General features: G+C 44.0%; 9 protein-coding genes. 2 read left to right on the top strand and 7 right to left on the bottom strand.

Annotated elements, in window-relative coordinates; translation table 11 throughout:
- Nucleotides 1-86: 86 nt before the first annotated feature.
- The 4 genes from BSHG_RS09850 to BSHG_RS09865 form a co-directional block, all read right to left on the bottom strand.
- Complete coding sequence (locus BSHG_RS09850) at nt 87-1154, bottom strand: hypothetical protein (RefSeq protein WP_008659477.1); 1068 nt, start codon at nt 1152-1154, stop codon at nt 87-89.
- A gap of 19 nt (nt 1155-1173) precedes the next feature.
- Complete coding sequence (locus BSHG_RS09855) at nt 1174-1596, bottom strand: hypothetical protein (RefSeq protein ID WP_005786694.1); 423 nt, start codon at nt 1594-1596, stop codon at nt 1174-1176.
- A complete protein-coding gene (locus BSHG_RS09860) occupies nt 1593-2156 on the bottom strand; it encodes an RNA polymerase sigma factor (RefSeq protein ID WP_005817042.1) in 564 nt (187 codons plus the stop codon). Before BSHG_RS09860 ends, BSHG_RS09855 begins: the two co-directional genes overlap by 4 nt.
- A 162-nt stretch (nt 2157-2318) precedes the next feature.
- Complete coding sequence (locus BSHG_RS09865; RefSeq protein WP_005786690.1) at nt 2319-3932, bottom strand: ABC-F family ATP-binding cassette domain-containing protein; 1614 nt, start codon at nt 3930-3932, stop codon at nt 2319-2321.
- Nucleotides 3933-4167: 235 nt separating this feature from the next.
- Here BSHG_RS09865 and BSHG_RS09870 point away from each other — a divergent pair, with 235 nt between their 5' ends.
- Nucleotides 4168-4755 (top strand): nucleotide exchange factor GrpE, encoded by a 588-nt coding sequence (locus BSHG_RS09870; RefSeq protein ID WP_008659470.1) that lies wholly within the window; start codon nt 4168-4170, stop codon nt 4753-4755.
- Nucleotides 4756-4806: 51 nt separating this feature from the next.
- The gene (dnaJ, locus tag BSHG_RS09875; RefSeq protein WP_005786685.1) at nt 4807-5991 is read left to right on the top strand and encodes a molecular chaperone DnaJ; all 1185 of its coding nucleotides are present in this window, start codon (nt 4807-4809) and stop codon (nt 5989-5991) included.
- A 200-nt stretch (nt 5992-6191) separates the two neighbouring features.
- On the opposite strand, the gene BSHG_RS09880 is transcribed toward dnaJ, so the two are convergent.
- From BSHG_RS09880 to galB, 3 genes are all read right to left on the bottom strand, one after another.
- Nucleotides 6192-7823 (bottom strand): RagB/SusD family nutrient uptake outer membrane protein, encoded by a 1632-nt coding sequence (locus BSHG_RS09880; protein WP_008659467.1) that lies wholly within the window; start codon nt 7821-7823, stop codon nt 6192-6194.
- A 14-nt stretch (nt 7824-7837) separates the two neighbouring features.
- Complete coding sequence (locus BSHG_RS09885; protein WP_008659466.1) at nt 7838-10582, bottom strand: SusC/RagA family TonB-linked outer membrane protein; 2745 nt, start codon at nt 10580-10582, stop codon at nt 7838-7840.
- A 96-nt stretch (nt 10583-10678) separates the two neighbouring features.
- Nucleotides 10679-13180, bottom strand: coding sequence for a beta-galactosidase GalB (gene galB / locus BSHG_RS09890; RefSeq protein ID WP_005800559.1), 2502 nt, complete (start codon nt 13178-13180; stop codon nt 10679-10681).
- Nucleotides 13181-13193: the final 13 nt, after the last annotated feature.

Below are 13193 nucleotides of genomic sequence, written 5' to 3'. Positions count from 1 at the left end.
TTTAAATCATGGATGACCACATGAATAATCTGTGAAGAACTGCGTAATCTGTAGTGAGTTCTGACATTATCTCACTCCTCTCCTATTCATCGCTTTTTTATCCAAAAGCCTATTCCCAAAAGAATCAGTACACCGGTAAGAATAAAGGCCCAGACATTGGGTACCCGTGATCGGGCCGTCAAGGAATATTCACCCGCCAAAAGACGGTAAGCATCCACTTTCCAAACCAGATATTCGCGATCTCTGAAAGTTGTATTGGCTGAGATCATTTGTCCGGGCATTTTAAGTTCATATTGAATCACGGCTCCGAACAATTCAATCGGACGTGTCTCTTCGTCAAAGCGTTTATCTACTTCCTGTTGCTTTTCCTTATAAAGCAGAGAAAAACAGTCGGTATGATAATGCGTATCGAGCAATTGGCAAATGAGTTCCGGATCAGGATCCGGATCATCATCTTTAGGTTGATAGCCGAGATACAATGAATCCTTAACTTCATCCAGACGGGACATATACTTCCCCCGATCTATCTCAGCGATAAAAGGCCGGATAACTTCGAAACTTAATTCATAAAGACTTCGGTTGTACCAGTCGTAAAATTTCTTTTCCAACCGATCGAGCAATTCTTTCATCTCCAATCCGTTCATTCCGCGATAGGCTGTGTCGTCACCCTGGAACCAAAGCTTCTGTTCCGATTCATTCAGGTAGTTCTTTAGAGGTACGGGGCCTTTATCTGCCAATTCCGGATAGATGCCAGTATAGGTATAATAGGTGTAGAACCAACGAAAATGTTTGGTCAGTGTCTCCTGAGGAGTCACCAAAGGACGGTACATCGGATCTTTAGGATGAACCTGCTCCGCAAACATGCTGACAGAAGGCTCTTCCCTGCCGGCACATACGTTAATCTTCCCCTCTTCTCCAAAATAATTGTGAGTACGGACAGAATCGAAACGTGTCACTACCCAACCGGAATCCAAAGAAAACATAAAGGGGTTTTTCATCGGATCTCCGGCCATGAATGCAGAATCGGCAAAAGCATATACTTCCCTATGGGCCGAACCGTCAGGATGAATCCGGGTTTTCACCTGATAATAAGTGGTGCAAGACACCATTGAAACCGCCAGCAGCAATATCGATAAAAGTTTATTCGTTTTCATATGCATCTGTTTTTATAGGTTATTCATTCTTCATTATCTGTTCGTACCGGGTATAAAGCCGTTCCCGTTTAAGCATCTCCTTTTTCCGACTTCGGGACGCGGAAAAGAAGATCTCCCGCTTCTCTCCTGTCATCAATCTCTCATAGCTTCGCTCATCGGTGAGTGTTTGCTCTTGATAGGGTTTCGGTATACGAGTCACCTCTGAGGATAGAATCGGATCGACAGCAACTGCCTCTGCCACCCATAAACCGAGAAGCAGGGTTGCAGCAATAGCAGAACACCAGGCAGCAAAGTTCAATCTGCGGACGGGCCTGTTCCTGAAAGGCGCTGCTTTGACAGCACGCATAATATCCTCGGTCAGTGCGTCCGGATTTTCTAAAACAGGTGGAGTCTTCTTTAATTGCTCCAACCATTTTTCGTAATTCATTTCTTCCTTTTTCATCTTTCTTTATTTATTTCGTTCAACTTCTTACGGATACTTTTTCGTGCAAGATAGAGATTGGCCTTGATCTGGACAGATGTAAATCCGGTGATCTTCTCAATTTCCTTGATTTCCAACTCCTCGATATCCCGCAATGTAAATACAAGCTTTTGCTTAGGGGTCAGTTGTTGCATGAAGTACAGGATATGGGCTTTCAGCTCCCGGTTGACTAACGTGGCTTCAATATTATCATCGGAACAAACAGGTAGTTCGGCAAATGTAATATCAGAGAGCGCACCGGCCGGAGAATGCTGCAAAGCCCGCAGACGATCATAACAGATATTACATGCTACCCTGTAAAGCCAGGTGGAAAAACGGAACTCCGGCCGGTACTTATCCAATGAAAGCCAGACACGTAAAAAAGTCTCCTGCACCATATCCCGGGCTTCTTCTTCATCGCACAATAGACGGAAAGCCAAGCGAAAAACGAAAGTCTGATACTCCGCCACAAGCAAAGCAAATGCACTTGCATCTTGCCTCCTGCTCTTTTCAACCAATACCTGTATCTCATTCTGTTCCATAGCTCACACTGTATATGTTGTTTATATATGATACGCAATAAATGAAGAAAGGTAAAATAACGATGGATGATAAACTACAGTAAATGCAAACAAAAAAACGATGAACAGGCACCCATTTATGTGCAGCCTGTTCATCGTTTATCGTTCAAAAAACGTTCATCGTTACTTATACATCTTGGCTCTCAGCTCTTTGATGTGGTCGGAAGTAATGTATTCGTCATATTCCATCATCTTGTCGATGATACCATTCGGAGTCAATTCAATCACACGATTAGCAACGGTCTGAATAAATTCGTGGTCATGCGAAGAGAAGAGGATATTACCTTTGTAAGTCTTCAGATTGTTATTGAATGCCTGAATAGACTCCAAGTCGAGATGATTGGTCGGAGTATCGAGAATCAGACAGTTGGCATTGCGCAACTGCATACGGGCAATCATACAACGCATCTTCTCTCCTCCCGAAAGAACACTAACTTTTTTCAGTACTTCCTCACCGGAGAAAAGCATACGCCCCAGAAAACCTTTCATATACACCTCGTTGCCTTCGCCATATTGGCTCAGCCAGTCGACTAGATTCAGATCGGTATTGAAATATTCGGTATTGTCCAAAGGAAGATAAGCGGTAGTAATCGTCACTCCCCAGTTGAAATGTCCGGCATCGGGTTTCATATGCCCGTTGATGATCTCAAAGAAAGCGGTCATCGCACGCGGATTACGTGAAATAAATACAATCTTATCTCCTTTCTCCACGTTGAAGTTCACGTCGTTGAACAGCACAACTCCATCTTCGGTCTTCTTACTCAAACCGGAAACTTCCAGAATCTGATTGCCCGGCTCACGTTCCGGAGTAAAAATGATACCCGGATATTTGCGGGATGATGGTTTGATTTCCTCGACATTCAACTTTTCGAGCATCTTCTTACGGCTGGTAGTCTGCTTACTCTTGGCAACATTGGCACTGAAACGACGGATGAACTCTTCCAACTCTTTCTTTTTCTCTTCAGCTTTGGCCTTCTGGTTCTGCTGTTGACGAAGAGCCAACTGGCTGGATTCGTACCAGAAACTGTAATTACCGGCAAAAAGATTGATTTTTCCGTAATCTATATCGACGGTATGTGTACATACAGAATCGAGGAAGTGACGGTCGTGGCTCACAACTAACACGGTATGTTCGAAGTTGGAGAGATACTCCTCCAACCAGGTAACGGTCTCCATATCCAAGTCATTGGTAGGCTCGTCGAGCAGCAGGTTATCGGGATTTCCGTATAATGCCTGTGCCAACATCACACGCACTTTCTCTTTACCGCTCAATTCACCCATCAATGTATAATGTTTGTCTTCTTTCACACCTAAACCGCTCAGCAACATCGCCGCATCGCTTTCGGCATTCCATCCGTCGAGTTCGGCAAACTTCTCTTCCAGTTCGGAAACTTTCAAACCGTCTTCGTCCGTAAAATCTTCTTTAGCATAAAGGGCTTCGCGCTGTTTCATGATGTCCCACAACACTGTGTGCCCCATCATTACGGTATCCATAACCGTAAAAGCGTCCCATTTAAAGTGGTCCTGACTCAACACTGAAAGGCGTTCGCCCGGACCTAATGTAATGTTTCCGGTTGTAGGATCGAGGTCACCGTAAATCGTGCGCAGAAAAGTAGATTTACCGGCACCGTTAGCACCGATGATACCATAACAATTTCCACTTGTAAACTTCAGATTTACATCATTAAACAAAACTCTTTTACCAAACTGTACCGAAACGTTAGAAACTGTAATCATTCTATTATTATTCCTTAATTTATTTATTATCAAAATAACGCGGTGACAAAGGTAGACATTTTTAGTGAATAACGAACTATCAGGAATGTGTCAATCTGACATAAAAGTATTACCTTTGCTGCGTTTTTTGGCAAAACAGACAAACTGGCAAAGTTTTTGCTGCAAAGCCAGTACATCAAAATGCCGTATTGACATGAAACTAAATCCGTTTAACAAGAATAAAAACAGAATAGATATGGATCCGAAAGAAAAGAAAACCAAGCAAGAAGAAGAGTTGAAAGTAGACGATATTCAGGATACCGTTGAAGGACAGTCGCAAAACGAAGAAGCAACTGAAGCAACCGAACCGCTGACCGCAGAGGAAAAGTTGGAAAAAGAGCTAAAAGAAGCTCTGGCTCAAATCGAAGATCAAAAAGACAAATACCTCCGGCTCTCGGCTGAATTTGACAACTACCGCAAACGTACCGTCAAAGAAAAAGCCGAATTGATTCTGAATGGTGGTGAGAAGAGTATCAAAAGCATTCTGCCGGTAATCGATGATATGGAACGTGCGCTGACAACTATGGAAACAGCCACAGACGTAAATGCCGTGAAAGAAGGTGTTGAGCTGATATACAATAAATTCCTGTCTATCCTGTCACAGGATGGAGTGAAGGTGATTGAAACCAAAGACCAGCCGTTGGATACAGACTATCACGAAGCCATTGCTGTGATTCCTGCCCCGACAGAAGAACAGAAAGGTAAAATATTGGATTGTGTACAAACCGGATATACACTGAACGGTAAAGTAATCCGCCATGCAAAAGTAGTTGTGGGAGAATAACCGGAACATGAACGAACTTGCTAACATAACTAAAATCAACGAAACTAAAATATGGCAGAAAAAAGAGATTATTACGAAGTGCTGGAAGTCACGAAAGAGTCAACAGTCGAAGAAATAAAGAAAGCATACCGGAAAAAAGCCATCCAATATCATCCGGACAAAAATCCGGGTGACAAGGAAGCGGAAGAAAAGTTTAAAGAAGCAGCCGAAGCCTACGACGTACTGAGCAACCCGGATAAGCGTGCCCGCTACGACCAGTTTGGTCATGCAGGAATGAGCGGAGCAGCCGGAAACGGTGGACCGTTCGGCGGATTTAGCGGCGGAATGTCTATGGACGACATTTTCTCTATGTTCGGTGATATTTTTGGCGGCCATAGCGGCGGCGGATTCGGTGGTGGTTTCGGAGGCTTTGGCGGATTTGGAGGCGGAGGTTCTCAACAGAGAAAATTCCGTGGCTCGGACCTCAGAGTGAAAGTAAAGCTGAATTTGAAAGAAATCTCTACAGGAGTTGAAAAGAAATTTAAGCTGAAAAAATATGTGCCTTGTTCGCATTGCCATGGAACCGGGGCGGAAGGAAACAGCGGTTCTGAGACTTGCCCGACCTGCAAAGGAAGCGGATCGGTCATCCGCAACCAACAGACGATCTTGGGAACTATGCAGACGCGTACCACATGTCCGACTTGTAATGGTGAAGGTAAGATCATTAAAGACAAGTGTAAGGTTTGTGGAGGAGAAGGCATCGAATATGGCGAAGAAGTAGTAACCGTAAAGATTCCTGCCGGAGTAGCAGAAGGTATGCAACTCTCTATGGGGGGTAAAGGAAATGCCGGAAAGCACAACGGTATACCGGGTGATCTGCTGATTCTGGTAGAAGAAGAACCACATCCGGAACTGATCCGTGATGAAAATGACCTGGTGTACAACCTATTGCTAAGCTTCCCCACAGCAGCTATCGGAGGTGCGGTAGAAATACCGACCATTGACGGCAAAGTAAAAGTGAAAATAGAAGCAGGTACACAACCGGGTAAAGTGCTCCGCCTGCGTGGCAAAGGTCTGCCAAGCGTAAACGGCTACGGTACAGGAGATTTATTGGTCAACGTTAGTGTATATGTGCCCGAAACGTTGAGCAAAGAGGAAAAAAGCACTCTGGAGAAACTGGAGGAATCAAAGAACTTTAAACCGAGTACTTCAATCAAAGAAAAGATATTCAAGAAGTTCAGAAGCCTCTTTGACTAATCGGCTCCGTTACCAATTACTCTGATTTAAACAGAGAGTACCCTATAAAATGTTGCCCGGACTTACATCTCCTGATGTTGCCCGGGCAATTTTATATCTGAACAAAAGAACTATTTACCTGATAAATAGACTTTTCTGCTATAATGATGGATATCTTACGATTTAGAGATAGCCGCTTCCAACTTCCCGTCCTTGTTAGCTCAATACCCCGGATTCTGTGTCAGATTGGGGTTCATTAACCGAACCTTTTCCGGAATGGGAAATACCGTAGTATAACCATTCTTCTCACCCGAAAGTTGAGGTCTGCCCGTATAAGTGCGGGTATATTGACGAAACCGGATCAAATCTTGCCTGCGCCACCCTTCCCATGCAAACTCCAACTGACGTTCGGCCAATAGATTAGCTAATGTAGCCGTCCGGAAAGGAGCATTCACACGAGAGCGGACAAGGTTCAATTCTTCATCTCCATTTTCTCCATTACGCACCTTGGCTTCGCTTTTCATGAGTAATACATCGGCATAACGATAGAGTACAATATCATTTTCCATCAGTTTACCGTCTTTGGTGGCAGTTTCATCAATCGCATACTTTTTCATCCGCGCTCCGGCAGTCTTTTCATAAGGAGTATTAGATATATCGACATCCACCTTCCAGGGGAAATATTCCAGCTGGGTACCGTCATCGAGTGTGACGACTTTTCCTTTGAGGTCATATACAATACCGGCAAAATAACATTTGTCAAAACGAGGATCGACTGCCTCTGTATCGTATCCAAACGTACGAAGGACTTCCACAGTAGCACTTGAACCATTCTCTCCTCCCAACCCATAGGCCTTGGCATGATTGTAGTGATGGGAGCGAAAAAGATATTGCATCTGATTGGTATACAGAGTCTTGCTCATCGGGATGGTGAAGATATTCTCAACAGAAGATTCATTGTAAACAGCAAAGTTCGCTTCATAATTATCTTCCAGCCGATATCCCATTGCAGTGATGGCATCACAATAAGCCTCTACCGTCTGCCAGGCATTGAGCCGCTCGCCATCCACTTCAAAATAAATATCTTTTCCATCGGGAAATTGACCGTCGGTCCAATTATTATCCGTATATATTTCAGCATTCAAGGCAAGTTTAGCAAGTAAAAAACAGGCTACGGGACGTGTAATGCGTCCGTAATAATTGCCGGAACGATTGCTATATGCCATTTCCAGCAAGGGTTCAGACTCCTGCAGCTCTTTCACTACAAAATCGAAAACTTCTTTGCGACTGTTCTGCTTCACTTCTTTCAAAGGAGTGGATGATGAAAGAACCAAAGGGACACGGGCAAACAAATCCATTAAATGATAATAATACAAAGCACGGAAAGCGCGGACCTCCGCCCGATAGACAGGCAGTTCTTCATCGTTATGGGTCTGCTGGTACGTATCGATCCGTTCGAGTGACTGATTGCAAAGACTGACCACCTTATATAAATATTCCCACGTGGCTTGAATGGCATCATTATCCACTCCCCACCGATGCAGGAAAAGTCCTTGCCAGAACCCGCCATCGTACCAGTCACCGCCACGTGTAGGCATAATAGCCTCATCAGTGGTAAAAGTATTCAGATCGTAAATTCCTCTGCCGGTCCCCTGCAAACCCTGGCTATCACTGTAACCTCCGATGTTATTGTACAAAGAGGCCACTGCATTATAATATAAATCTGTTAGATTCTTATAAGCATCTTCCTCAGGAATCTTATCTTTAGGATTCTCATTCAGAAAACCATCACATGAAAACAGAAAACCGAGTCCCCAAAGACAGGCGAACATACATATATAACGACTTTTCATAACTCATCCTCCCATTAAAAATTAATACTTAAACCGAGAGTATAGGTACGCGCCAAAGGATAAGCCCGTTTATCATCCACACCCAAGGTAGAATTGACTGTAGAACTGTTGATCATGGGTGACAGACCGGAGTAGCCTGTGATAGTAGCCAGATTGTTGACAGTGAACGCGAGACGGAAAGATTGCACATACTTTTTCCACTTCGTTACCGGAACATTCCATCCGACAGTAACGTAATCAAAATTGATGTAGTCTCCCTTTTCCAGCCAGTAGTCTGTAGCAGTCTGATCTTTGATATTGCGTCCGGGAGCTTTCTTCATCACATTGTAATCGGGAAAAATATTCATATTCATATAGGTCAGTGAAGTGCCGTTATAGATTTTATGACCGAATGCGCCGTTCACCTGTACCGACAGATCGAAACGCTTATAGCGGAAACTGATATTGGAACCGAGTAAAGTTTTAGGGACAGCCTGTCCTGCTACATAACGATCCTCACCATCTTCAAGACTTACCCCTCCCCCATTCAGGTCGGCAATGTCATAGGTATATCCGCCATTTCCATCGGCAATAAGTCCCTTGCAATGGGGCAGATAGAAAACACCTAAAGGTTGACCTACCATTTGATAGACAATATGGTTGTATCCACCATGAAATCCGGCTCCGTCGAGACTTGCCAAACTTTTGTATTCAGGCGCCGAGATATTTTCTCCACCGTACATCCCACTTAAAGAGAGTAACTTGTTTTGCTGAAAAGTAACATTGACATTAACATTCAGTTCCATATCCTGAGTCTTCAGGGGGGTGAGGCCGACAGCTATCTCCGTACCACTATTACGCATGGAACCAATATTGGCCAAAAGAGTGTTATAGGTGAAAGGCGGTACACTGACGTTGTACAGATAGAGCATATCAGAGGTTTTGGAATTATAATAATTAAGAGAGAAAAGAAGCCGGTTGCCAAACATACCAAGATCTACTCCCGCATTGAAAGTGCGTTTTACTTCCCACTTCAAATCGGGATTGGTATTACGCATATTACCCAAAGTCACCACTTGTGAACTACCGACAGGTACCACTCCATTGGGTTTCACCAAATTAAGTGTCGTATAGGAGTCAATGCCACTCTGATTGCCGGCTAAACCGTAGCCAATGCGAAGTTTCAAATTATCAACCAACGGAATACGCTTCATGAACTTTTCCTCACTGACAACCCAGGCGCCCGATACGGATGGAAAAAATCCCCATTTATGATTGGCACCAAATTTAGAAGAAGCATCGGTACGTGCATTCACCGTGAAGATATACCGGTCGGCAAACGTATAGTTGAAACGTCCGAGAAAAGATGCCAGTCGGGGCTGTTCAAAATAAGAATTTGTTCCTTCCCAAAGCCGTATGGCACCTGCCTGAAGATTATTGTAACCAAACTGATCGGTATTGAAATTGGTCACAGTAGTATAAAAGCCGCTATAAGTTTCTTTTTGCAGTTCGGCCAGTGCCAGTACATCAAAATAATGCTTGCTCCATTTCTTTTTGTAAGTCAGCATCAGATTGCCAAGCAGTGACTCCATTTTCCTGGTCCCCTTGTATGCCTGTCCATGAGCCCACACAGCCGTAGGCAGATATTGGGAGTTTTCTACAATATTATAGGTATAAGAACCGAAAAGAATCAGTTTCAGTTCACGAAATAAATTAAAAGTCAGCCGGGCATGGGTACTGATATGTGATGTAGCATCATGATCTTTCACTTCCATCCAAGCCAGTGGATTAGTGATCTGGCTGGCATTGGTAATCTGATCCCAGGAATCAGTCTCCGGATTTCGGTGATTGGGATAAGTAGGATTAAAAGTAGCAGCCGAATAGAACGTTTTTTGAAGGTCAAACAAATTATGATTCTTTTGAATAGAGCCAAACATACCCAGTTCACAGACTAAAAAATCATCAAACACATGTTGGGTCATGTTCATATTCGAAGTGAAGTTTTTCATATCTTCATTCAGAATGATACCTTGACGATCCATAAAGCCCAACGAAACACGATAACTGGAAGCATCCGTCCCGCCATAAAATGCAACATGATGATTCTGCTGCAAACCAGTCTGTTCTATCTCTTTCAGAAAATCCGTTTCATTTCCTTTGTCGAGTATAGCAACACCTTGCTGCCGGGCCAGATTACGAAATTCATTTCCGGAGAGCATTTCCAGATTTTTGTAGACAGAAGAGATACCAAAACTCCCATTGTAGCTAACCCTGGTTTTACCCCGGATTCCTTTCTTTGTCGTAATTTCAATAACACCGGAAGCACCGCGGGAGCCATATTGAGCTGTCTCGGAAGCATCTTTGAGAATGGTGAAACTCTCTATATCGGTAGGATAAATAGAAGTGAGCATACTGAGGTCACCAAATACACCATCGACAATGATCAAAGGGTCGTTACCACTGGTCAATGAAGTAGTTCCCCGCAAACGTACGGCATCCAAAGCTGCCGGTCCGTTGGTTCCTTTTTGTATGGTAAGTCCGGGAACACGTCCGCGAATCGCCTCCAGCGGATTGGTTATCTGATCTTTATTCATGCCCAACTCCGTAATTTTTTCTACTGAACCGGAAATGTTTTTCTTATTTCCGGTAGCATATCCTACTGTTATAAGTGAATCAATGGGAAAAACAGGCTTATCCTGCGCCTGCAAGATAGAGGGAGTAAACATCAGAAGCAGGGCAAAAGTCAATGTCGGTATACAGATGATCCGGTGTTGTTTCATACTATTAACATTTGAAGGGTTCGCATATAAAATATAACAAAAAAAGAGAGCATCTGGTTGCCCGGATGCCCTCCTTTCTTACTCTATCTGAACAGATTATTTGCTTTCGATCAGCAATGTACCTTTTTTCAGACCTTTTCCTGTTGCTTCAAGTGTGATCTTTCCTGCTTTTTCAGTAGACTGCACAATCGCTGTCATCATACCGCTGAATACTTTCATCTTCGGGGTCTGGAATGACTCAAGAGAAGCCGGATTACCATTGGCTCCTGCACGATAAGTACCTGCTCCCTTCACCTTGAAACTGATCTCATTGTCTGCCAGCGGACAAAGATTACCCTCTTTATCGACTACCTTCACTGTCACAAATGAGAGATCTTTACCATTGGCGTCAATCACGCTACGGTCTGCCACCAACTCAATGTGATCGGGCTTTCCGGCTGTATGAATTTCCTTCTCAGCAACGGCTTTGCCATCTTTATCGTAAGCAACCACTTTTACAGTACCCGGCTCGTATTTCGTATCCATCCACATCAGGCGATAACGTTGCTGACGTTTGAAGTTGGCCACAGAAGTAGAGTCACCGCTATTGTTTACCGTAACGGAGAGATCCTTTGTACGCTTGCCCTGACTTTTGCCGTTAATAAACAGTTCAGCCGAAGGATAATTGGTATATACAAATACCGGGGTAACTTCACCCTCACGTCCTTCCCAATTCCAGTGAGGCAAGATATGCAGCGTTTCCTTATCTTTATTCCAATGACTGCGATAGAGATAATAACGGTCTTTCGGAAGTCCGGCAAGGTCTATAATTCCAAACAACGAAGAGTGGCTGGGCCAATCGGTATAGTACGGAGTCGGTTCGCCTAAATAATCGAATCCGGTCCATACGAACTCACCAATACAATAAGGCAAATCCTCATGCTGGATAAAATCGTCTTCCGGAAGATTGGACCAACCGCAATGCTCTACATCATATGATGAAGACTGATGATCGTCATACTTCTGCATCGCACGACGGACAACAGGGAATTTATAAACGCCACGTGAACTAACGGTAGAAGCTGTCTCGCTACCCAGGATGATCTGTTGCGGAAGTTTCTTGTAGTTTTCCTGATATTTGTGAGGACGGTAATTAAAACCGGCTACGTCCATCACAGCCGCCATATTATTATTGACTACTGCATCGGGAGCATCCATCCCCTGAGTAACAGGACGTGTAGGATCTTCACGATGGCAGATATCCTGCAAGAAGCGTGACAGTTTCGGTCCACGGTCACCGTTCCACTGGTCGGGCACCTCATTACCGATACACCACATAACCACGCTCGGATTATTGCGATACTGATGAATCAGATTCACCAGATCTTTCTCTACCCATTCATCAAACACTTTGTGATAACCATTCTGTACTTTGGCTGCTTTCCACTCGTCAAATGACTCGGCCATTATCATCATGCCCATTTCATCACAAGCTTTAATCAATTCGGGAGCAGGCATGTTATGTGAAGTACGGATGGCATTGCAGCCCATGTCTTTCAGGATACGAATCTGACGGCGAATACCGGCATCATTGGCAATACCTCCCAACGGTCCGAGATCATGGTGATTGCACACACCTTTGAACATGGTTTTCTTTCCATTCAGGAAGAAACCTTTATTCGGAATAATCTCAATGGAACGAATACCGAATGAAGTAGTATATTCATCCTTCAGAGTATTCCCCTCATATACTTTAGAAACGGCACTATAAAGATGCGGAGTATCCGGAGTCCACAAAGCCGGAGAAGTCACTACGAAATCTTGTTCGAAAACATTGTCATCGAACGGACCTCCCTTCTTTTCGTTGGCTGCCACCACTTTACCATCCTTATCCTTCAGTTCGGTAACAATACGATATCCTTCGAATGCTTTTCCGGCTGGTACATCGAGTTTGGTTTTCAGGTTTACCTTTGCAAATTCATCTTTCACTACAGGAGTAGTCAACTGAGTACCCCAAGTAGGAATATGGGCATCTTCGTTCACTACCAGATGTACATTGCGATATAATCCGGCACCCGGATACCAACGTGAAGATTCGTTCTCGTTTTCAAGCCGAACCGCCAATGTATTCTTTTCACCCGGTTTCAAATAAGGAGTGGCATCCACATAAAAACTATTGTAACCGTAAGGCCAATAACCGGCCTCTTGTCCGTTGATATAGACATGTGCGTGGCTCATGGCTCCATCGAAAACCAGAGTAGCCTTTTTGCCCTTACTGAATGAAGGAGCATCAAAATTGAGCCTATACCATCCCACACCGACAAAAGGAAGTCCCCCGGTACGTCCGGCATGCTCCATCGCCTCTTTCTGTCCATCCTGAGAAATGGCTACGTTCTGTTTATCATTATTAATACTGAATGGTCCGTAAATAGCCCAATCATGCGGAACGGTCACAGATTGCCACTTCGCATCATCATACGTAGAGTTACTAAAGTCTTTACTATCCTCACGAGTGAACTTCCATCCCTTCTCAAAGGTTTGTTCCGTACGGACTTGCGCACACGCCAACAGCGGCACAGCGAGCATCGAAGCAAATGCAATTTTGATTTTCTTGTTCATGATTGATTTGTTT

Source organism: Bacteroides sp. 3_2_5 (assembly GCF_000159855.2).
Classification (GTDB): domain Bacteria; phylum Bacteroidota; class Bacteroidia; order Bacteroidales; family Bacteroidaceae; genus Bacteroides; species Bacteroides fragilis.
The sequence above is the reverse complement of the archived record's forward strand: the minus strand, read 5'-3'. Positions and strand labels throughout refer to the sequence as shown.